The organism is Enterococcus sp. LJL51 (assembly GCF_049894025.1).
Lineage (GTDB): Bacteria > Bacillota > Bacilli > Lactobacillales > Enterococcaceae > Enterococcus_L.
The window spans coordinates 272,594-293,166 of the sequence record NZ_JBNEQE010000002.1; the positions used below are offsets into that span (position 1 = coordinate 272,594).

A 20,573-nucleotide genomic window follows, 5' to 3' on the forward strand; every position below is an offset into this window, starting at 1 on the left:
ATGAAAAAAATAGCAACAAAACTCTCTGTCCTGACAGGCTTGCTGGTCTTGTTTGCTGGCTGTCAGAAAAATGAAATAGAAACAAGCCAGACAATCAGTCAAGTCAATACCATTTCGTCAGAGACCGAGCAAGAGAACACGCAAAACAGCGCAGATATCACTGAAATGACTAATGCAACAATTAGTGAGACAAAGTATGGAAAATACAGTGAAGAAGATTTTGATGAAAGCTACAGTGAAGCAAATGCAACGATGATTAAAATGACAGGCACACAAAGTACAATTACAGGCTCTGGGGCTTCTGAAAGTAATCAGGTTATCACAATCAGCGCTGGCGGAACGTATATTCTTTCTGGCGAATACACTGGTCAAATCAAAGTTTCCGCCAATCAGGGAACAGTAAAATTAGTATTAAATGGTGTAACAATCACTAATGATACTTCTGCAGCAATCTATGTAGAGCAGGCTGAAAAAGTTATTACAACACTTGCTGAAGGTACACAAAATCGTTTAACTGACGGATCTGAGTATGTTTATGGAACAGCTGATGAAACTGATCCGAATGCCGCTTTTTTCAGTAAGGATGATTTAACTATTAATGGTTCAGGTACGCTGACTGTTTCAGGGAACTACAATAATGACATCCAAAGTAAGGATGATCTCGTTATTACAAACGGAACAATACAGGTAACTGCCAAAAATAATGGCATAAAAGGAAAAGACTCAGTTTCAATTGCGGGCGGCACGTTTATTATAGAGACAGCAGAGGGTGACGGTATTCAAGCGGATAATGCCACAGAAGCTGAAAAAGGCTGGGTTGGTATTGACGGGGGAAACTTTGAGCTTAACGCCGCTAATGACGGTATTCAGGCAGAAACGACTCTTTCTATTAAGACAAGCACGATGTCTATTCAGACCGGCACTGGAGAGACAATTGATGAAACTGCCAGCTACAAGGGATTGAAAGCTTCTGGAATAATTGTGATTGATGAAGGAACCTACAAGCTGACAACAGCTGATGACAGTATTCATAGTAACGCTGATGTAACAATTAATAACGGCAGCTTTGAGTTGTCCAGCGGAGATGACGGAATACATGCAGACACGGATTTAACGATCAACAACGGAACGATTAAGGTAGCAGAGTCTTATGAGGGCTTGGAGGGAGCGACTCTAACGATCAACGACGGACTAATTGAAGTCCATGCGACAGATGATGGTATCAACTCGGCTGGCGGTAGTGATGGTGACGCCGGAGCATTTGGCGGTGATCAGTTTGGCGGAGGCGATCCAAACAGCGGAGGAGACAGCAGTTACTACCTTGAAATCAATGGTGGAACGATTTATGTTGAAGCTGAAGGAGATGGGGTGGATAGTAATGGTGATATTCGAATGAATGGCGGAACATTACTAGTAAACGGTCCAGTTAATGGCGGAAACGGAGCCCTTGATTATGAAGGAACGTTTTCTATGGAAGGCGGGACATTATTAGCTAGCGGAAGCTCAGGCATGGCTTTGGGAACAAGCGACAGCTCTTCACAAGCGGCCGTCAGTATTTATTTTGACACAACTCAAGCAGCAGATACACTTATTCATCTTCAGGATTCAGAAGGAAATCAGCTTGCAACATTCCAGCCAACCAAAGAATTTTCACATCTAGTTGTAAGTACACCTCAGTTGTCTTCTGGTAAGGAACTAACAATTTACTCTGGTGGAACAAGTTCAGGAACCTCTGAATTTGGGCTTTATCAGGATGGAACTTATGAAGGCGGCACACAAATCGGAACACTGACGTTAAGCGGTCAAATGACATCTGTTTCACAGGATGGTTCTGCCGTTTCCGAAAACCAAATGGGTGGTGGTCTAGGAGGCGGACGCTGGTAACAGAAAGAAAATGATTTTCATTGCTTAAACAGAGTGATTACTGATAAAATAAGGTTAAAAATAAAATGAGGTGATCAAAATGTCAAAGCGGGTTATCATCATGAATTTTGAAATAGAAAGTCAAGCATATCAGGCATTTTCAGAAATCAAAAAGCTTTATACGGCTAGAGAGATTAAAGGCGAGCAAATGGCGGTCGTTACACATACGAATGAAGGTGCCCACCAATTTAAAATTAATGATTTTCTTGATTTTACAGGAAATGATCACACGTCAAAAAATAGTTTTATTGGCATGGTCATTGGTATATTAGGCGGACCTTTAGGTATTTTATTAGGCTGGTTTGCTGGCAGCTTGATTGGCGCAACACAGGATGCGCGAGAAATTCAGGGAGCGCAGACAGTATTTGAACACATGACAGAGAAAATCTCCGATGGTCAGACTGGACTGATTCTCATTGCAGAAGAAGAAGATAATCGACCGCTGAATCATCTAATTATGAATGAGCTTGGCGGCGAAATTACGCGCTTGGATTACGAAGATGTAAGCCAAGAGATAGAAAAGGCCAAAGCTGTAGAAAAGAAAGTACAGAAAACAGCCAATGATGCTTGGGTGGACAATAAAGATACAGACAATCAGAACAATAAAAACGCATAAGCTTAATTCTATAAAAAAACTTTGCTCAGAAAAAATAATTGCTAGTTGCAAGGTTAAGCCTATCTAGGTCTTTTTGAAAGATTTATATATTTTAATGTAAACGATCATTTTCAGATTCTTAGTTTCTTGCAGGCTGAAAAATGGTATAAGAAAATAGACTGATTTTTAAGGATGGGACAATTTGGCATAGAGCTTTGTCTCATCCTTCTAATCATTAGAAAGAATGAAGGTAAAGGATATGTTGAAAATACTTTTGGTTGAAGATGATGAAGTTTTATCTGACAGCATCTCTGATATTTTATCGGAAATTGCTGAGGTAGAACAGATATATGATGGAGAAGAAGCCCTTTACGAAGGGGAACGAGAAGTCTATGATTTGATTGTGTTGGATTTGATGCTTCCAGGTCTCCCAGGTGAACAAGTGTTAACAAAGCTAAGAGAGAAGAAAATTTACACGCCTGTGTTGATATTAACAGCGAAGGATGGTCTGGCTGATAAAATCAACGGGTTTAAGAACGGCGGAGATGATTATCTTACAAAGCCATTCCATAGAGAAGAGCTTTTAATGCGGGTTCAGGCGCTGATTCGTAGATCACTCGGTTTGAATCCAAAGAATGAGCTGACAGTCAGCCATCTCTGCGTGGAAATCGATAATCGTCAAGTAAGGTACAAGGAACATGATATCCAGCTGCAGGGCAAGGAATTTGACTTACTTCTTTATTTAATGCAGAACAAAGAGCGAATTATTACAAAAGATCAGCTGTTTGACCGTATTTGGGGTTTTCAATCGGATACGACCTTGACAGTAGTAGAGGTTTATATGAGTAACCTGAGAAAGCATCTAAAGCCATTTGGTGTGGATAAATGGATTAAAACACTGCGGAATGTCGGCTACCTATTTCAGCCGGAAGAGGAAGAGAGTAAATGAAGGTACAGAGAAATAGAAATCAACGGATTCGCTACTTTATTGTTAACTTGCTATCCTTCGCTAGTATTTTCCTGATTCTAGGTGTTATTGTATTTCAACTACTGCAGACCTCTATTTACCAAAGTGTTGATACAGAACTAACTCGATTGGCCAGCCATGAACAGTTTTTATCAAATCAGCTTAAAGCGTTAGAAAGCAATCGTTTTGGACAGCTCCCTCAGATTGAAGGATTTTCAGGCAGCGGCAAAGGAGATAAACTGCCGCCGCCCAATAACTTTCAGCAGCAGGTCATTCTTTGGACTGAAGAGGGAAAGATAGCAAATGAAGAGAGTCTTGGCTCAAGATATACTGATTTGCAGAATATCCCATTTTCTACTGAACACTTAGACACAGTGACCAGTGTTCAGGTGACAGACAGCAATAATCGCGAGCTTCAATTCCGTTCGATTATGGTTCCTGTAATGGATGATCAATCCAGCAGTGTAGCCTATATTCAAATTTTGACAAATACTGATCCGATAAAAGGAACGGTAGAACGCGTTAAGCAAATTTTGATTGGATGTATGGTTATTTTTGGTGTGTTGTCTATAATTTTAAGTTACTTCCTGTCGAAGTGGTCCATGAAACCAATCATGGTTTCATGGCAAAAACAGCAGGAATTTGTAGAAAATGCTTCCCATGAACTGCGGACGCCATTAACAATTATTCAGGCAAAACTGGAGAAGCTTTTTACTAAGCCGAATCATACGATCCTTGAAGAATCGGAAACGATTGCGACATCATTGACAGAGGTGCAGAGGCTTAGTCAATTAACTAGCGATCTCCTGTTGTTGGCCCGTTCTGATTCCAATGCAGTTGTTCTTGATAAAGAGCCGATAGCTGTTAACGAGTTTCTTTCAAAAGCTATTGCTCCATATCTTGAACTTGGAGAAGCTGAAAATAAGGATGTTCAGCTAGAATTGAAAAATGATGGAAAAGCTGTGTTTGATCGTCAGAAAATACAACAATTGCTAATCATTTTGCTGGATAATGCATTAAAGTATACACATGAGAAAGAAAAAATTGTTATTTTTTCTACAGTTGAAAAAAATGAATGGATTTTCAAAGTCATAGATCATGGCGTAGGTATTCCTGATGAACAAAAGCAGGAAATTTTTGATCGCTTTTATAGAGGCGATCAGTCACGTAATCGTAAAACTGGTGGTTATGGCATTGGCTTAGCTATTGGAAAATGGATTGTAGAGGCTCATCATGGGAAATTAACGGTAGAAAATACTTTGCCAAAGGGAACAACTTTTACAGTAGTATTACCCATAAAATAATTTTATTTGCTAATAAGGCAGCTTTCTTCTAAAATAAAGAAGAAATCTAATGGAAAGTAAGGAAATCAATGGAATTACAATTTTTAGGTACAGGAGCTGGAGTACCAGCCAAACATCGCAATGTAAGCAGTATTGCATTAAAGTTATTGGATGAGCGAAATGCCGTCTGGCTATTTGACTGTGGAGAAGGCACGCAACTGCAAATTTTAAAAAGTAATATCAGACCCAGAAAAATTGAAAAGATATTCATTACCCATCTTCATGGCGATCATATTTATGGATTACCAGGTCTATTAAGCAGCCGTTCTTTTCAAGGGGGAAATGAGCAACTGGATATTTATGGGCCTCAGGGAATTAAAAACTTTATTGAAACATCCTTTAGTGTGTCAAAGACAAGAGTTTCTTATCCTATTGTTTATCATGAATTATCTGATGGTGGTGTAGCTTTTGAAGATAAACAGTTTAAGGTGGAATATCTGCCGTTGGATCATGGTATTTTAAGCTATGGCTATCGAGTTGCTGAAGCGGATCATGAAGGAGAACTTCAGGTTGAGAAACTGAAGGAGCTGGGTATCCCATCTGGACCAATGTATGGCCGGATAAAACGGGGAGAAACTGTTACTTTGGAAAATGGACAGGTAATTAACGGCAAAGACTTCGTTGGGCAAAAGAAAGCCGGCAGAATTGTGACGATTTTGGGTGATACGAGGAAAACCAAGAATAGCATCACGTTAGCTCGAGGAGCCGATGTACTCGTGCATGAGAGCACTTATAATAAGGACGAAGCTCAAATGGCCCGTTCTTATTATCATTCGACGAGTCATCAGGCGGCGGAAACTGCCAAAATGGCGGAGGTTAAGCAACTGATACTAACCCATATCAGTGCCCGCTATCTGAACAAAGATATTATTCAGCTGGAAGATGAAGCAAAAGAAATTTTTCCTGTTGTGAAGGCAGTTAAGGACATGGAAGTTATTGATATTCCATTTGTAGAAGGTAATTAAAGAAAAAGCAGGAGGGGCAAAAAATGAAATTTTGGCAGGATTTGAACGATAAGATTGTAGTAGTTACAGGCGGATCTGCTGGTTTAGGTGAGCAAATTTGTTATGGAGCCGCCCGTAGAGGAGCTATAGTAGTTGTCTGTGCACGAAGAATTAATCTCATTGGAAAGGTGAAAGAAACCTGTGAAGAGCTGAGCGGGAAACCAGCTTTTGCATTCCAACTGGACATATCTGATCCTGAAAATGTTGACCATGTAATTGAGCGGATTCAATCAGAAGTTGGCAGACCTGATGTATTAGTCAATAATGCTGGCTTTGGTATTTTTGAAGACTTCCTAACTACAGATTTATCGATTGCTCATGAAATGTTCCGTGTTAATGTACTGGGAATGATGGTCTTTACACAAAAAATTGCGCTGCAGATGGCGGAAGCAAACAGTGGTCATATCATTAATATTGCCTCCATGGCAGGTAAAATGGCCACACCGAAGAGTACCATTTATTCAGCGACAAAGTTTGCTGTATTGGGCTTCTCCAATGCATTACGTTTGGAATTAAAGCCGTTAGGTATTGCTGTGACAACTGTAAATCCTGGTCCTATTGCGACAGAATTTTTCGATAAAGCTGATCCATCAGGAGAATATCTGGAGTCAATGGGTCTGTTTGTGCTGGATCCTAAGAAGCTTGGTACAGAAGTTGCACGAACAATGGGAACAACTCGGCGAGAAATAAACCGTCCCGGAATTATGGAAGCGGCAGCTAGATTTTATACAGTAATGCCTCACTTAGGGGATTTATTGGCAGGAACAATTTTTAATAAAAAATAGTCCGGGGGGATAAGCCTATGAAAAATCAATGGCGTGTAATTGTTGGTCTGGTACTTGTGCTGGTTATTGTTGTATTTGCTGTTTTAAATAATCAAAGTGTGCCAGTCAATTTTGGTATTGCTAAAATTAGCGGACCGTTAATTTTAATTATTTTAGGATCGGCAATAATTGGCGTACTAGTCGGACTAATTACTTCTGTTACAACAATATTGAACCAGAAAAAGCAGATAAAGGCTCTTATTGCAGAGAAAGAAACCTATAAAGAAGGCTCTGACAAATTGATTCAAGAAGCCGTTGAACGGACGCAAAGAAGCAATGAAAACCAACTGGCAGAACTTCAGCAGAAATATCAGCAGCTTCTGGAAGAAAAGGGCGATTTTGCTGAAAGTGATGCCCCTCTTAATAAGACCTGGAATGGTTTTGAGGAGTAACCCCCTTTAAGGAGAATACCCGCCAATACAAAATATTATAGAGCCAGATAAACTGAATCTCTCTGCTGTCTCAAAAAAGAGGCAGCAGAGAGATTTATTTTTATAAATTCCTCTTTTAAATTAAAGAAGGGTATGCCATAATCGTTATTGTAAAGGAATTGTTGGGGAGGCTTCAGGGATATATGAAAAACATGCTCATTACAGTTCTGTTAGCGGGACTGTTCTTTTTAGGTGGTTGTTCATCCAGTACAACAGAGGAATTTGAGGTAAATGGTCATAAAATTGCTTCATTTTTTAAAGTGATTGGACAAAAGGATATTAAAGATACAATAGTCACTTATAAAGAAGGAACAATATCAGAAGCTGAAATTATTGAGTATATGAATTATTTAAAAAAGGAAGAGGAATTTACTATGCTTCCGCAGGAAACTGAAAATAATCATAGAATTTTACAACGCCTCACTAAAGAATCTGAAGAGCAGAAAACTACAGTCTATGTGGATATTCTATATCTGAAAGAAACGGTTGGAGAGGTAACAATTCATTATTATACTGATGTAGGAGACAGAATAAAACCAAGCAAATAAAGGGATTTAGTCATAGTTCAATCCTATGTGCTGAAAACATTTGCAACATAAGATATTGATTTCTGCACAGCAGCTGCTGTATAACTTTCAAGATTCAGCAATTTCTTTTATAGAGGGCTTTTATAGTAAATGAACAAGAATGGAGTGAAGAACAGATGAAGAAGGTAATTCAACTTGTTATTTTGGGGAGCATTTTTATGCTGACTGGTTGTGCTTCAAGTACTGCAGAAGAGATTGAGGTAAATAAAGATAAGATTCCTTCGGTGTATAAAGTGCTGGGAGAGAAAAAAATTGTTGGGACAAACAGCAGCGTGAAAGATAGTGTACGCACAACTGAAATTACTTACCAATCAGGCAGTATTTCTAAAGAAGAGGTATTGCAGTATATCAGCTATCTTAGAGAAAATGAAGACTTTTTAGTGACGTTGGATACCAAAGTAGTTGATGATATGGTCATGAACCAGCTGGGGAAAGAATCTGAAACAGAGGGTGATATTGTACTGGTGGATGTGGCTTACCCAAACAACTTAGAGGGAAAAGTAGTGATAACCTATCGTTCTGGTAAAGGAGAAATTTCTGTAAATTAATAATTAAATAAGATAAGACAGGATACAGTGTATAAGAAGAACTGTATTCTGTTTTTTTACATATTCCAGCTGAAATTTTTTCAATCATCTAAACTTTAGTTTTCATTTCTATTTTGGTATAATTACTTGGTTAGGAGTGACGACGTGAAAAAATCAAAGTACATATGGCGTTATCCGGAAGAACCGGCTTTTTCTGAAGTGTTTTCTAAAGTTTTAGAAGAGCGGTCTATCAGTCCATTAGTTGGAAAACTTTTATGGCAGCGGAATATACGAAGTGCGGAACAGTTGGAAGCTTTTTTGACGCCTTCAATTGAAGCCCTTCACGATCCTTTTTTAATCCACGATATGCCGAAAGCTGTAGAACGTATTCAGCAGGCAATCGAAGCAGGGGAACAAATTCTTGTTTACGGGGATTATGATGCGGATGGCATTACCAGCACAACTGTGATGAAGGAAGCGATTGAACTGGTTGGCGGCGAGGTAGAATATTTTCTACCTAATCGATTTGTCCACGGATATGGTCCCAACCTTGAGGTTTTTAAAGAAAAAATTGAAGCAGGGATTCAGTTAATTGTCACAGTGGATAATGGAGTAGCAGGTCATGAAGCTTTGGCTTATGCTCAGGAACAAGGAATAGATGTGATTGTGACTGATCACCACGAATTGCCGGAGGAGCTGCCGGCTGCTTATGCTATTATCCATCCAAAACATCCGGAAGGCATGTATCCTTTCCCTGATTTAGCGGGAGTGGGTGTAGCATTTAAAGTTGCGACTGCATTACTTGATGAGGTGCCAGCCGAATTTCTGGATTTAGTTGCTATTGGAACGATTGCGGATTTGGTCTCATTAACTGGAGAAAACCGTATGCTTGTTCAGCTAGGGCTGAAGATGATTCAAACTGGTGATCGGCTTGGTTTAGATGCACTAATTCAGTCAGCAGGACTAAAGAAAGATGAAATTTCTGAAGAAAATGTCGGTTTTGCCATTGGTCCCCGATTAAATGCTTTAGGACGATTGGGAGAAGCAGCCCCGGGTGTAGCCCTTTTGACAACTTTTGATGAGGAAGAAGCGTTGTCCATTGCTGCTGTCATTGAAGAAACAAATAATGAACGTAAAAAGATTGTGGATACAATTACTGAGGAAGCATTTAGTATGATTGATCCAGCTATGCCGATTCATCTTTTAGCGAAAAAAGGCTGGCATGAAGGTGTGCTGGGGATTGTTGCCGGACGTATTATGCAGGAGACTGGTAAGCCAACGATTATTTTAACAATTGATGAAGCTGGGGAACGGGCAAAAGGTTCTGGCCGCAGTGTGACAACACTAAATTTGTATGAGGCATTAAATGAGGTACGGGAGCTTTTTGTTCATTTTGGCGGTCATCATATGGCAGCTGGCATGACTGTACTAGTAGAAAATATTGATCGTATTCGTACACATTTAATCGAATATATTGATAAAAAAGGACTGGATCTTTCGCAGGGGCAGGAACTGATTATTGATGAAGCGCTGACTATTGAAGAGACGACTATTCCGTTTATTAATCAGTTAAAGCTGTTGGCGCCTTTTGGAACAGATAATCCGATGCCTACTTTTCTTTATCGACAGGTTGAGGCTGTTCAGGTACGACAAATCGGGGCAAAGAAAAATCATTTGAAGCTTCAGATTACGAACAATAGTGATACACCGTTAGATGTGATTGCTTTTCAAATGGGCAACGAAGCAAAAGAGTTTTCTGACAGCCGCTGTACGATTGCTGGAAAACTCTCAATCAATGAATGGAACGGGAATAAAAAACCGCAGCTGATGGCAGAAGACTACCTGATTGATGAGCTTCAGCTGTTTGATTTCCGCGGAAAATCAAAACAACTTCAAGAAATTCCAGAGCTTTCTACTCTGTATGTCTTTTTCCAGAAAGAAAGTGTTAAGCTGCTTCAGAAAGAAGTAGCAGCAAAAGTTATTTTTGAATCTATTGAGCAGTTTGCTGTGGAGACAGCGACAATGAAGATTGAACAGCTGGTCATTGTCGATTGTCCTAATGACATGGGTGATCTTAAACAGCTAATCCGTCAAATCTCTGTGAACCGTGTATATATTATGGGATTGTCTGGTGACGAAGCTTACTTAAACGGGACTGGGACTAGAGAACAGTTTTCTAGATTGTACAGTCTAATTAAGAAGCAAGGAACGCTTGATGTTCGCTATAAGCTTCAAGTAGTCGCCAACTACTTAAATATTCAGGAAAAATTATTAATTTTTATGATTCAGGTGTTTTTTGATTTAGGATTTGTTACAATAGAAGACGGTGTTTTGAGAAACGTAAATAACCCTGAAAGTCATCCATTGACTGATAGCAAGGTTTATCAAAACCGCTTGAAAAAAATTAAGGTGGAAGAATTCTTGCTATACAGTGATCGTAAGACGCTGCTTCAATGGCTGCTGAATGAGGAGGAAAAGTAACATGGATTTAAAAGATTATATTGCCAGCATACCTGATTATCCGGAAAAAGGAATTGTTTTCAGAGACATATCTCCGCTGATGGCAAATGGTGATGCTTATCGGGAAGCGACAAAGCAAATCGTTGACTATGCAAAGGAAAAAAGAATTGATATGGTTGTAGGGCCGGAAGCCCGTGGGTTTATTGTCGGCTGTCCTGTTGCCTACGAATTAGGCGTGGGCTTTGCTCCAGTTAGAAAAAAAGGAAAACTTCCTCGGGAAACGATTGAAGTAACCTACGATCTGGAATATGGTACAGACACACTAACCATTCATAAGGATGCGATTGCCCCAGGACAGCGCGTGCTGATTTGTGATGATTTACTAGCGACTGGCGGAACAATTAAAGCAACAACTGATTTAGTTGAATCTTTAGGCGGAATCGTTGTCGGCTGTGCCTTCCTGATTGAATTAAAAGAACTACATGGTAGAGATAAAATTGCTAACTATGAAATCGTTACATTAATGGATTACTAATAAAAAAGTTTTACCTCAAATTCATGTTGGTAGGACAAAAACGGAATAAACTCTAAGAGCTTGAAATAAATGCAGGAACTCTCTGCTGCTGTTTCAAGTTCTTTCATTTTGTTGTTCAATCCCTCAGAGCTACCTTTAATCTGTGATTTTAGATGCTTTCATTTTATCTGCTGAGTGTTCTTTTTTGTGCTTGAACACTCAAAAAAGTGCTGGTAGATTTTTTACTAAAACAAAATATTATAGAAATGAAAAACACCACGTTCATTCCTCTTTTGGGGAAGAGATTCATCTATAAATATAATTCGGTATTATTATCTAGGTGAGCAGCCTTCCTGCTGCATGGTATCAGTCAGCTGTTCCGTTTTAATATTTGACTAGCTAAAAAATGCCGGAAAATTTTCTTTAAGAATTGTCTGCCAACACAAAAATAAAGCTAAAAAAGAAAGCAGCTGAAATATAGGCTGCTTTCTTTTTTAGCTTTACGATAGGTGTATCCAAAGAAAACTATTTAAAGGTTATTTCCCTTAATGGAGACTAGTCAATTAACAGGAGTACGGACTAGTCACAGTTTTGGGAAAAGGGGGGAGAATCCTAAGGTTATTTATATATAATTATCTTAATGATATTTTCGATAAACATAGTGCTGATCTTCTTCTCTTCTGCGATGTTGAACATAACGTTTCTCATCCCAAAGCATAAACCAGATGATAAATAGTGGGCTGACGATAAGCAGCGCAGACTGTAAGCCCAATGTACCTAGAAAAATACCAATCAATAAAACAAAAAATATAAAGCCGCCACGACGTAGTGCTTTCATTTTCATCACCTCACAAATTAATCGAACGAGTGTTCGTAAGAATATTATACGAATGTTTGTTCGGTTTGTAAAGAGGGAACGCTCAAATATTTAAAATTATTTTTGGTGTTTTTAAAGAACGGATGTTATTGATTTGCAGTGAAATAATCGAAGGCAAACAAGCATCTGTATATTTAGGAAATAGGTGAGCGGCTGGCTGAGGATATAGGCGGCAGAAACAAAAAAACTGAGTCATTAGTCCAATGGACTATAACTCAGTCAGTTAACTTAAAGTAAAAGATATACCAAAGCAGCTGCTATCCCTTAAATAGAAAATTCGCAACAACTAGGTAAAAAATAAAATTGAGAAATACATAAAGCCTGCACCAGCCATGACAAAAAGGTGCCAAACAACATGCATAAAGCGAACACCTTTCAAGCTATAGAAGAGAGCGCCTAATGTGTAAGAAACACCGCCGGCAACTAAAAGAGCCAGACCAGTGAAGCTCAGACTTTCATAGAGCGGTTTAGCGGCAATTAAACAGAGCCAGCCCATGATAATATAGATAATCGTTGATGCATTTTTTACAGTATCCTGTTTATGCAGTGTAACAGATTTGTAGACCACACCAAAAATTGCCAATGCCCAAATCAGTCCAAACAATGTCCAGCCTAGCCAGCCTTGAACGCTGAGTAAGCAAAAAGGTGTATAGCTTCCAGCAATCAGCAGGAAAATAGAGCTGTGATCAAAAACCTGAAATACTTTTTTCGCTTTTGTGAAAATTAGACTGTGGAACAATGTGGAGGATAAAAATAGCAGAATCAATGTAGAGCCGTATAAGGCATATGAAACGACCCGAAGGGCGGAACCCATCTGAGCTCCTTTAACCAATAAAATGATTAAACCTGCTATACTTAAGCCAAAGCCGATACCATGGGTAACTGCATTGAGCACCTCGTTCAAAATCAAATACTTTCGAGAAAATTCAGTTTTTTCCAAGAAATCAACTTCCTTCACTTTAATTTGATGAAAAAATTTTTTTGGTCTGTTATACTATATCCATAACCTAAACCTTGTATCCATTCTAACACGAATGTAGGTTGTTTTTAAAGAAAGAGTGGTTAATTTATGACAAATGTAAAGATTGTAACTGATTCTTCCTGTACGATGAGAAAGGAAGTCCGGGAAGCCTTGAATATCCATATGATTCCTCTATCTGTAATGATAGATGGTGTTGTCTACCCAGATGATGATCATTTAGAAGGAAGCCAGTTTATGACTATGATGGATAAAGCAAAAGCTTTACCAAAAACCAGTCAGCCGCCTATCGGAGAGTTTGTGGAGCTTTATGATGAGCTGGGAAGTGACGGAAGCGAAATAATTTCAATTCATATGACCAAAGCATTGAGCGGAACAGTTGAAGCTGCAAGACAGGCGGGCAATCTGACATCAAGCAAGGTAACTGTTATAGACAGTGATTTTACTGATCAGGGATTATCTTTCCAAGTAATTGAAGCCGCAAAACTAGCCGCAAATGGTGCTGGTGTACCGGAAATTTTGGCTGAAATTGAAAGAGTAAAGGAAAATACAAAGCTTTTTATTGGAATATCAACGCTGGATAATTTAGTAAAAGGCGGCCGCATTAGCCGGGCGACAGGGTTGTTGTCAAATATTTTCAATATGAAGGTAGTCATGGATTTCGATCATACAGAATTAATTCCTGTCATTAAAGGACGAGGAGTTAAAACTTTCAATAAGTGGTTTGACGAGTTGAAGCTGGAATTGGAAAAACTTTCAAATGTACGTCAGATTGGTATTTCTCATGCTGAGGGATTAGAATTGGCTAATTATTTTAAAGAAGGACTGCAAAAGCTGTTTCCAGATATGGATATTCCTGTTCTGCATACTAATCCTGTTATCGCTACTCATACAGGCAAAGGTGCTTTTGCGATTATGTATTACACAAGCTAAACAGTTACACTATGGATTGAACAACGATTGGTTCTATATCAGAGCGGTTCCTTTGAACAATCCGTAGTAAAGTAGTTTGTTCTACAATTTTATAAATGAATGTTTGATGAGGCGGCTGCGATTGTTTTAGATCTCAGCCCCTTTTTTCCAATGAAAGAGGGATAAAATGAAGCGATTTTTTCAAACAAAATGGGGGCTGCTGGTACTTCCGTTCGGCGCGGCCTTTCTTACGCTGATACTGCTTTTAGTTTTTGTTCCAAAAGCCCAGCCGTATTTTAATCAAAAAACGAATGAGAATCCAAATAAGAACAACAAAGAACTTGTTAAATATGTTGCAATTGGCGACTCGTTGACTGAAGGGATTGGTGATCCAACTGCTTCAGGAGGTTTTGTACCTATTGTAGCGCGGGATATTGAGGAGCGTTATAAATTAAATGCTGTAGAGGTGGAAAATTTTGGTAAAAACGGTGACCGCAGCGATCAAATTCTAAAACGGATTAAAAAGAATGAGGCTATTCAAAAACAGTTGACTGCCGCAGATATGATTACAGTAACAGTTGGCGGTAATGATTTAATGAAGGTTATCAAAGGAGATGTTTTTAATCTAACAACGGATTCTTTTACTAAACCGCTGAAAAAATATCAGGATCAGCTGGTCTCATTATTTGATGAAATCAGAAAATATAATGAGACTGCACCAATTTATGTATTAGGGATTTATAATCCATTTTATCTATATTTCCCTGAGATTATCGAAATGCAGCAGATTGTAAATAACTGGAATGCTGGAACAGAAGAAACGGTGAGCGGATACTCAGAAATGTATTTCATTCCAATTAATGATTTGCTTTATAAAGGCGTAAACGGCGATGTAGGTGTAACCGGTGTAGAGGGCGACACCAGTGATACAGAAATAACGAATGATGCAATCTATGAAGAAGATCATTTTCATCCGAACAATCTTGGCTATCAGCTGATGGCGAATGCAGTTCGGGAAGAAATGATCAACACAAAGGATCAATGGCTGCCTAAGGAGAGTGACAACTAAGGATGACTGAGGAAAAAGAACCACAGGTTAGAAGAAAAAGAGACACGAACAAGAAAAATAAACAGAAACAGATTAACCCATGGAAAGTGGCCTTTCTATCGATTGTTGGAATCATAGTCGGCTGCCTTCTATTTATTGGCATCAGAATGACACAGGTAAGAGAACCGGATTATAAATCTTCAAAGACTGTTGAGAGATCAGGTTCACCAATTTTAAGTATTCAGTCAAATAAAGAACAGATTAATCAGCTGATTGAATTCTTTTTAGAAGATTTCCAAAAGGACTCAGATATTAGCTATGATTTTTATTTGGAGAATGAAGCTATGCTGACGGGAACGTTTAAGGTATTGGGTTACCCGATTCAGTTTAACCTGTATTTTGATCCTTACGTTATGGATGATGGAAATGTTCAATTGAAAGCCAAAAGTCTATCTGTAGGTACTTTAGGTCTGCCGATTAAAGATATTCTGCAATTTGTTCAGCGGGATTATAAGCTGCCGGAGTGGGTGGAAGTCAATCCGGATGAAAAAACGATTTTGCTTCGGCTTGATAAATTCCAAATGCAAAATGGTCTATTTATTCGGGCGGATAAAATTAATTTAATTGATGATGATATTCAAATAAGTGTATACCTTCCTGAAATAGATAAAACAAGTACTGAAGACAGTACAACCAGCACATCATCATTGGAAGAGTAGGGGGAGGAAAAGAAATGAGCGAAAAAGCAATTTTTGCCGGCGGTTGTTTCTGGTGTATGATTCAGCCCTTTGATCAACAGCCGGGGATTTATTCAGTGACTTCCGGTTATACAGGAGGACATGTAGTTAATCCGACCTATGAACAGGTAAAAAATCACACAACTGGTCATACGGAAGCCGTGGAGATTTTATTTGATCCAGAAATTATTTCGTATGCTGAGCTGGTTGAGATTTACTGGCAGCAGACAGATCCAACAGATGCGCTGGGTCAATTTGAAGACCGTGGCGACAATTATCGTCCGGTGATTTTTTACGGGAATGAAGAACAACGGCAGATTGCTGAAAAGAGCAAGGAAAGGCTGCAGAACAGCGGTCGTTTTACTAAACCGATTGTGACAACCATTGAACCAGCTGAAACTTTTTATCCTGCAGAAGATTATCATCAGGATTTTTACAAAAAAGAACCAGAGCGATATGAGCGTTCCCACGAACGGCGCGGCAGCTTTTTAAAAGAAAATTGGAAAAGAGGACTGGAATGAGAAGAAGCTTTTATCATTATTTGGTTACACTAAAAGGTCCAGCAGCAGATTATGAAACTCAATTTGCCAATGCAGCTGCTAAAGATATTCGCTTTCCAAAGCATTCAGAGGATTATCATGAAATTTCCTCCTATTTGGAAATGGAGGTAAATTATTTGCCGACAATGACAGTTTTTGATGAGCTGTGGGAAAAATATTTGGAAAATAATAAATAAAGAAAAAGGATGAAAAGCTCTTCTAAAAAATAGGAGTTTTTCATCTTTTTTATATTCTAAAAATGCAACGTAAACATTGCTGTGTTGCCTATGTTTCGGGAAAATTTACTTTTTGACTAGCCTGATTGCGAAAAGGTTGTATCATTTGTTGGACTTCATCGCTTAAATACTTCTTATTCATGAAAATGCTTGATGGGCTAGAGTAGGGAGGGAAAGAAAAAAGCCGGTTGTTTTATCAGGAAGTTCTGTGTTGTGCCCTTTTTTCATTCGCTTTTTCATGGTAAACTATAAGAATCGGTCAGCAGTATACAGAGAACCGGAAAAGGGAGCGAGACAATGAAAAAACAACGGCAGGTGCCTTATTATCAATATATAATTTCAATTATTTGTACAGCAATTATTGTCGGCGGGGGCAGTTTTATTCTGTTTAGAAGTGTTCTTCAGAGCTACATAGTTAATCAACCCTCAGAAGAAGAAAACCTAAGAGAAGTAAGCCAGCTGTATAACAGTATTCTGGAAGATTATGTAGGAAAAGTCGATAAAGAAGAGCTGGTTGAAGGGGCATTAAAAGGAATGATGGAATCCTTAGATGATCCCTACTCTTCCTATCTGGGAAAAGAGGAATCGACTGCTTTGGAAGAAGAGGTTTCCGGAAGCTTTGAAGGGATTGGTGCAACCCTTGGTTTAGAAGATGACATTCTTACTGTTATGCAGGCACCGATTGAAGGCTCTCCTGCTGAGAAAGCCGGCTTGAAAATGGAGGATCAGATTCTGAAAATTGATGGGGATGCTACAGAAGGAGCAACATTGTCTGAATCAGTTAGTAAAATTAGAGGAGAAAAAGGCAGTGATGTCCGCTTAGAAATTTTACGTGGGGAAGCGACTTTTGAATTGACGATTACCAGAGATACAATCCCTCTAACCACTGTCAGTGCAGCGTTGGATGAAATGGATAAAACAATAGGAAACATTCGCATTTCTTCTTTTGGCGGCAAGACATTTGAAGAGTTGAAAACCGCAGTAAAGGATTTGCGTAAAGAAGGTGCCGTATCATTCATTATTGATCTTCGACAAAATCCGGGCGGTTTACTGGATCAAGTGGAAAAAATGTCAAGTATGTTTTTAAAGGACGGTCAGACGATTGTCCAGTTTGAAGATAAAGCTGGTAATATAATTGAAAGCAAAGCATCCTCTGAGTTAGACGATGGTTTTAAAGTGGAGGAACCGGTTGTAGTATTAGTCGATGGCGGAAGTGCAAGCGCATCGGAAATTTTTGCAGCAGCACTGAAGGAATCGGGCAAGGTGAAAGTGATTGGAACGAAGACTTTTGGTAAAGGGACAGTCCAAACAGTTAAAGGAGTTGGACAGGAGACTAGTCTCAAGCTGTCTATTTTGAAATGGCTGACACCAGAGGGGAATTGGATTCATGAGAAGGGATTGGCCCCTACTATTGAAGCAGACTTTCCAGAGTATGCTTATCTAGCTCCAATCTCCAGAAGTAGTATTTTGAGGCAAGGGGATCAGTCAGAAATTGTTGCAAATCTGAATAAAATGCTGAAAGCTCTTGATTTTGATGTAGATGAAACAGCTGATTTTAACGAGAAAACGAAGCAAGCAGTTGAATCTATTCAGACGGATCAAGCGCTGCCGGTTTCTGGAGAAGTGGATGAAACCACAGCAGAACAAATTGAAGGGCTGCTGAAAGTAAAAATTCAAAATAATGACGGAGCCTATAACACAGCTATTGAGCAATTACAAAAGTAAATTTTTCATTGAACAGCTATTAGGTTTCTGCTATATTACAATGGAAGAAGGTCCGAAATCTATGGAGAAAAGGAAAAGTTATATAGGGTATCTCATTTCATTTATAAAACTGCTGATACCATCGCTTGTTCTTTTATTTATTGTTCGCGGTTTTATCCTGATTCCTGTGCCAATTGACGGAAGTTCTATGAAACCGAATCTTAGTCAGGGAGATATGGTGCTGATGGAAAAATTCACAGCTATTCAGCGCTTTGATGTGATTGTCTTTCAATTGCCGGATGGCGAAATTTATGTAAAACGAGTAATTGGTCTTCCGGGAGATGAAATTCGCTACGAAAAAGATCAGCTTTATATTAATGGCGAAAAAGTAGCTGAACCTTTCTTGAAAAAAGGAAGGAAAACAAAGTCGGATACAGAACCATATACTACGAACTTTAATCTTGCTGATTTAATGAATCAGGAGAATTTGAGCGGGGATAGTTATTTTGTTTTGGGTGATAATCGAAGAATGTCAAAGGATAGCCGATCATTTGGGGCTGTTGAAAGCAAGTACATCTTAGGTAAAGCAAGATTTGTATATTATCCATTTAATCATATAAAAATTATTAGTTAGATAGGTGAAAACATGACAATACAATGGTTTCCAGGTCATATGGCGAAAGCCCGGAGAGAAGTGTCGGAAAAGATAAAATTTGTAGATATTATTTTTGAACTAGTGGACGCTCGATTACCAATCTCTTCAAGAAATCCAATGATGGATCAGATTGTGCAGCAAAAGCCTCGCTTGGTTCTACTAAACAAGGGGGATTTGGCAGATCCGGATCAGAATAGAAAATGGCAGGATTATTTTAGAGAAAAAGGATTTCACACACTGATAATCAATTCTCAACAGAATCAGGGAATCAACAAGATTGTTCCAGAAGCAAAAAAGGCACTGAAGAATAAAATCGAACGGGACCGAAGCCGCGGGTTGAAGCCGCGGGCTATTCGAGCAATGTGTATAGGCATCCCCAATGTAGGCAAATCGACATTAATGAATCGGCTCGTAGGTAAGAAAATTGCTCAGACAGGGAACAAACCGGGAGTCACTAAAGGTCAGCAATGGCTAAAATCGGGTAAGGATTTAGAATTACTTGATACTCCAGGGATTTTATGGCCAAAATTTGAAGATGCAGCGATTGGAAAAAAATTGGCATTAACAGGTGCAATCAAAGATCAGCTGCTTCATTTTGATGATTTAGCTATTTATGGGCTAACCTTTTTTGCTCGTTTCTATCCTGAGCGCTTACTTGAACGCTATCAGCTTACCGAAGAAGATTTATTTTTACCTGCTCCGGAACTATTGATGCTGATTACTAAAAAAAGAGGCTTCAAGGACGACTATGATCGTGCAAGCGAGATGATTGTTCAGGAAATCCGCAGCGGCAAGCTGGGTGCATATACATTAGACCGATGGGAAGAGTTAGGAGCAGGGCTGGATGAATAAGGAATCTATCAAAGACATCAAAGAAGAACTAAAAACGATTGACCGTCGAGACGATCAACGGTTAACTTTTTGGAAGGATGATGAGAGACTTGGTGTACAGCAGGCCTTAGCTCAATGGGAAAGAAGTATGGTCAAACAGGAGAGTGAAATTGCTCAATTTAAGCAGCTCTCTATTTTTGAAGAAGAAGCAAAAAAAGCAGGGCACCGCTTAATTGCCGGCATCGATGAGGTTGGCAGAGGTCCTTTGGCTGGACCAGTAGTGGCTGCAGCTGTCATTTTACCAGAAAAGTGTGAGCTGCTTGGTCTGAATGATTCAAAACAGCTTTCTATTAAGAAGAGAGAAGCCTTATATGATCAGATTCAAAGTCAAGCAATTGCAATTGGTATCGGAATGGTTGATCATAAAGAAATCGATGAGATAAATATCTATCAGGCAAGCAAAAAAGCTATGAAAATGGCTGTAAAGGACCTTGATTTTACACCAGATTACTTATTAATTGATGCAATGGAGCTAGAGTTATCCATTCCGCAGAAAAAGCTGATTAAAGGGGATGCCCGTTCAGTTTCGATTGCTGCAGCCAGTATTGTTGCCAAGGTTTGCCGAGATCGGTTGATGGAGGATTACTCTAAGGTTTTTCCTGGATACGGCTTTGAGAGAAATGCAGGATATGGGACAAAAGAGCATCTTGAAGGAATGAAGAAACAGGGGATTTGTGCAATTCATCGGCGAACATTTGCACCAGTTAAAGATTTATGCCAATAAAATGAAAACAGCTTTCTTATGCAAATACTATCTATGTAAATCTTGTGAAAAAAACGTTGTAAGGTACAGGGTTTATAAATGATTGAGTATTTGAGA

Annotated in this window: 22 protein-coding genes; 20 read left to right on the forward strand and 2 right to left on the reverse strand. The window is 39.0% G+C overall.

Going from position 1 to position 20,573, the window contains the following annotated elements:
• The 11 genes from ACPWSO_RS03470 to ACPWSO_RS03520 all read left to right on the forward strand — a co-directional run bounded on the left by ACPWSO_RS03470 (nt 1) and on the right by ACPWSO_RS03520 (nt 11,196).
• Complete coding sequence (locus ACPWSO_RS03470; RefSeq protein ID WP_426081409.1) at nt 1-1,884, forward strand: carbohydrate-binding domain-containing protein; 1,884 nt, start codon at nt 1-3, stop codon at nt 1,882-1,884.
• A gap of 79 nt (nt 1,885-1,963) precedes the next feature.
• A complete protein-coding gene (locus ACPWSO_RS03475; protein WP_426081410.1) occupies nt 1,964-2,539 on the forward strand; it encodes a DUF1269 domain-containing protein in 576 nt (191 codons plus the stop codon).
• A gap of 238 nt (nt 2,540-2,777) precedes the next feature.
• On the forward strand, nt 2,778-3,467 hold the full coding sequence (locus ACPWSO_RS03480) for a response regulator transcription factor (protein WP_426081411.1): 690 nt from the start codon (nt 2,778-2,780) through the stop codon (nt 3,465-3,467).
• Nucleotides 3,464-4,789 carry a sensor histidine kinase gene (locus tag ACPWSO_RS03485; protein WP_426081412.1) on the forward strand — a complete coding sequence of 442 codons (1,326 nt, stop codon included), beginning with the start codon at nt 3,464-3,466 and terminating at the stop codon, nt 4,787-4,789. The genes ACPWSO_RS03480 and ACPWSO_RS03485 overlap by 4 nt, the downstream gene beginning before the upstream one ends.
• Before the next feature lie 68 nt (nt 4,790-4,857).
• Nucleotides 4,858-5,793, forward strand: coding sequence for a ribonuclease Z (gene rnz, locus ACPWSO_RS03490; protein ID WP_426081413.1), 936 nt, complete (start codon nt 4,858-4,860; stop codon nt 5,791-5,793).
• Nucleotides 5,794-5,816: 23 nt separating this feature from the next.
• Nucleotides 5,817-6,617: an SDR family NAD(P)-dependent oxidoreductase gene (locus ACPWSO_RS03495; RefSeq protein ID WP_426081414.1), complete on the forward strand. Its 801-nt coding sequence runs from the start codon at nt 5,817-5,819 to the stop codon at nt 6,615-6,617.
• A gap of 17 nt (nt 6,618-6,634) precedes the next feature.
• Entirely contained in the window at nt 6,635-7,048 is a 414-nt protein-coding gene (locus ACPWSO_RS03500; protein ID WP_426081415.1) for a LapA family protein, read from the forward strand.
• A 182-nt stretch (nt 7,049-7,230) separates the two neighbouring features.
• Nucleotides 7,231-7,635, forward strand: a complete 405-nt coding sequence (locus ACPWSO_RS03505) for a hypothetical protein (protein WP_426081416.1) — start codon at nt 7,231-7,233, stop codon at nt 7,633-7,635.
• A gap of 155 nt (nt 7,636-7,790) precedes the next feature.
• Nucleotides 7,791-8,222 (forward strand): hypothetical protein, encoded by a 432-nt coding sequence (locus ACPWSO_RS03510; RefSeq protein WP_426081417.1) that lies wholly within the window; start codon nt 7,791-7,793, stop codon nt 8,220-8,222.
• Nucleotides 8,223-8,366: 144 nt separating this feature from the next.
• Nucleotides 8,367-10,682, forward strand: coding sequence for a single-stranded-DNA-specific exonuclease RecJ (gene recJ / locus ACPWSO_RS03515; protein ID WP_426081419.1), 2,316 nt, complete (start codon nt 8,367-8,369; stop codon nt 10,680-10,682).
• Between the two features lies 1 nt (nt 10,683).
• Nucleotides 10,684-11,196, forward strand: coding sequence for an adenine phosphoribosyltransferase (locus ACPWSO_RS03520; protein WP_426081420.1), 513 nt, complete (start codon nt 10,684-10,686; stop codon nt 11,194-11,196).
• A gap of 616 nt (nt 11,197-11,812) precedes the next feature.
• Here the strand turns inward: ACPWSO_RS03520 and ACPWSO_RS03525 are convergent.
• Nucleotides 11,813-12,013, reverse strand: coding sequence for a hypothetical protein (locus ACPWSO_RS03525; protein ID WP_426081421.1), 201 nt, complete (start codon nt 12,011-12,013; stop codon nt 11,813-11,815).
• Between the two features lie 325 nt (nt 12,014-12,338).
• The gene (gene trhA / locus ACPWSO_RS03530) at nt 12,339-12,992 is read right to left on the reverse strand and encodes a PAQR family membrane homeostasis protein TrhA (protein ID WP_426081422.1); all 654 of its coding nucleotides are present in this window, start codon (nt 12,990-12,992) and stop codon (nt 12,339-12,341) included.
• A 129-nt stretch (nt 12,993-13,121) separates the two neighbouring features.
• Between trhA and ACPWSO_RS03535 the strand changes: the two genes are divergently transcribed.
• The 9 genes from ACPWSO_RS03535 to ACPWSO_RS03575 all read left to right on the forward strand — a co-directional run bounded on the left by ACPWSO_RS03535 (nt 13,122) and on the right by ACPWSO_RS03575 (nt 20,477).
• Entirely contained in the window at nt 13,122-13,964 is an 843-nt protein-coding gene (locus ACPWSO_RS03535) for a DegV family protein (RefSeq protein ID WP_426081423.1), read from the forward strand.
• Between the two features lie 166 nt (nt 13,965-14,130).
• Nucleotides 14,131-15,012 (forward strand): SGNH/GDSL hydrolase family protein, encoded by an 882-nt coding sequence (locus tag ACPWSO_RS03540; protein ID WP_426081424.1) that lies wholly within the window; start codon nt 14,131-14,133, stop codon nt 15,010-15,012.
• Nucleotides 15,013-15,014: 2 nt separating this feature from the next.
• Nucleotides 15,015-15,710, forward strand: coding sequence for a YpmS family protein (locus ACPWSO_RS03545; protein ID WP_426081425.1), 696 nt, complete (start codon nt 15,015-15,017; stop codon nt 15,708-15,710).
• Between the two features lie 14 nt (nt 15,711-15,724).
• Nucleotides 15,725-16,249 carry a peptide-methionine (S)-S-oxide reductase MsrA gene (gene msrA, locus ACPWSO_RS03550; protein ID WP_426081426.1) on the forward strand — a complete coding sequence of 175 codons (525 nt, stop codon included), beginning with the start codon at nt 15,725-15,727 and terminating at the stop codon, nt 16,247-16,249.
• Nucleotides 16,246-16,464 carry a YozE family protein gene (locus ACPWSO_RS03555; protein ID WP_426081427.1) on the forward strand — a complete coding sequence of 73 codons (219 nt, stop codon included), beginning with the start codon at nt 16,246-16,248 and terminating at the stop codon, nt 16,462-16,464. Before msrA ends, ACPWSO_RS03555 begins: the two co-directional genes overlap by 4 nt.
• A 336-nt stretch (nt 16,465-16,800) precedes the next feature.
• A complete protein-coding gene (locus ACPWSO_RS03560; RefSeq protein WP_426081428.1) occupies nt 16,801-18,228 on the forward strand; it encodes a S41 family peptidase in 1,428 nt (475 codons plus the stop codon).
• A 61-nt stretch (nt 18,229-18,289) separates the two neighbouring features.
• Complete coding sequence (gene lepB, locus ACPWSO_RS03565; RefSeq protein WP_426081429.1) at nt 18,290-18,841, forward strand: signal peptidase I; 552 nt, start codon at nt 18,290-18,292, stop codon at nt 18,839-18,841.
• Nucleotides 18,842-18,853: 12 nt separating this feature from the next.
• The gene (gene ylqF / locus ACPWSO_RS03570) at nt 18,854-19,714 is read left to right on the forward strand and encodes a ribosome biogenesis GTPase YlqF (protein WP_426081430.1); all 861 of its coding nucleotides are present in this window, start codon (nt 18,854-18,856) and stop codon (nt 19,712-19,714) included.
• Nucleotides 19,707-20,477, forward strand: a complete 771-nt coding sequence (locus ACPWSO_RS03575) for a ribonuclease HII (protein ID WP_426081431.1) — start codon at nt 19,707-19,709, stop codon at nt 20,475-20,477. Before ylqF ends, ACPWSO_RS03575 begins: the two co-directional genes overlap by 8 nt.
• Nucleotides 20,478-20,573 lie beyond the last annotated feature (96 nt).

Bases quoted from the DNA above. Each gene is read 5' to 3' on its own strand.
- lepB (WP_426081429.1), top strand. From the start codon at position 18,290: ATGGAGAAAAGGAAAAGTTATATAGGGTATCTCATTTCATTTATAAAA.
- ACPWSO_RS03560 (WP_426081428.1), top strand. From the start codon at position 16,801: ATGAAAAAACAACGGCAGGTGCCTTATTATCAATATATAATTTCAATT.
- msrA (WP_426081426.1), top strand. From the start codon at position 15,725: ATGAGCGAAAAAGCAATTTTTGCCGGCGGTTGTTTCTGGTGTATGATT.
- ACPWSO_RS03505 (WP_426081416.1), top strand. From the start codon at position 7,231: ATGAAAAACATGCTCATTACAGTTCTGTTAGCGGGACTGTTCTTTTTA.
- ACPWSO_RS03485 (WP_426081412.1), top strand. From the start codon at position 3,464: ATGAAGGTACAGAGAAATAGAAATCAACGGATTCGCTACTTTATTGTT.
- ACPWSO_RS03470 (WP_426081409.1), top strand. From the start codon at position 1: ATGAAAAAAATAGCAACAAAACTCTCTGTCCTGACAGGCTTGCTGGTC.
- ACPWSO_RS03475 (WP_426081410.1), top strand. From the start codon at position 1,964: ATGTCAAAGCGGGTTATCATCATGAATTTTGAAATAGAAAGTCAAGCA.
- ACPWSO_RS03510 (WP_426081417.1), top strand. From the start codon at position 7,791: ATGAAGAAGGTAATTCAACTTGTTATTTTGGGGAGCATTTTTATGCTG.
- ACPWSO_RS03575 (WP_426081431.1), top strand. From the start codon at position 19,707: ATGAATAAGGAATCTATCAAAGACATCAAAGAAGAACTAAAAACGATT.
- ylqF (WP_426081430.1), top strand. From the start codon at position 18,854: ATGACAATACAATGGTTTCCAGGTCATATGGCGAAAGCCCGGAGAGAA.
- ACPWSO_RS03500 (WP_426081415.1), top strand. From the start codon at position 6,635: ATGAAAAATCAATGGCGTGTAATTGTTGGTCTGGTACTTGTGCTGGTT.
- ACPWSO_RS03480 (WP_426081411.1), top strand. From the start codon at position 2,778: ATGTTGAAAATACTTTTGGTTGAAGATGATGAAGTTTTATCTGACAGC.
- ACPWSO_RS03555 (WP_426081427.1), top strand. From the start codon at position 16,246: ATGAGAAGAAGCTTTTATCATTATTTGGTTACACTAAAAGGTCCAGCA.
- ACPWSO_RS03535 (WP_426081423.1), top strand. From the start codon at position 13,122: ATGACAAATGTAAAGATTGTAACTGATTCTTCCTGTACGATGAGAAAG.
- ACPWSO_RS03525 (WP_426081421.1), bottom strand. From the start codon at position 12,013: ATGAAAGCACTACGTCGTGGCGGCTTTATATTTTTTGTTTTATTGATT.
- ACPWSO_RS03495 (WP_426081414.1), top strand. From the start codon at position 5,817: ATGAAATTTTGGCAGGATTTGAACGATAAGATTGTAGTAGTTACAGGC.
- ACPWSO_RS03540 (WP_426081424.1), top strand. From the start codon at position 14,131: ATGAAGCGATTTTTTCAAACAAAATGGGGGCTGCTGGTACTTCCGTTC.
- rnz (WP_426081413.1), top strand. From the start codon at position 4,858: ATGGAATTACAATTTTTAGGTACAGGAGCTGGAGTACCAGCCAAACAT.
- ACPWSO_RS03545 (WP_426081425.1), top strand. From the start codon at position 15,015: ATGACTGAGGAAAAAGAACCACAGGTTAGAAGAAAAAGAGACACGAAC.
- ACPWSO_RS03520 (WP_426081420.1), top strand. From the start codon at position 10,684: ATGGATTTAAAAGATTATATTGCCAGCATACCTGATTATCCGGAAAAA.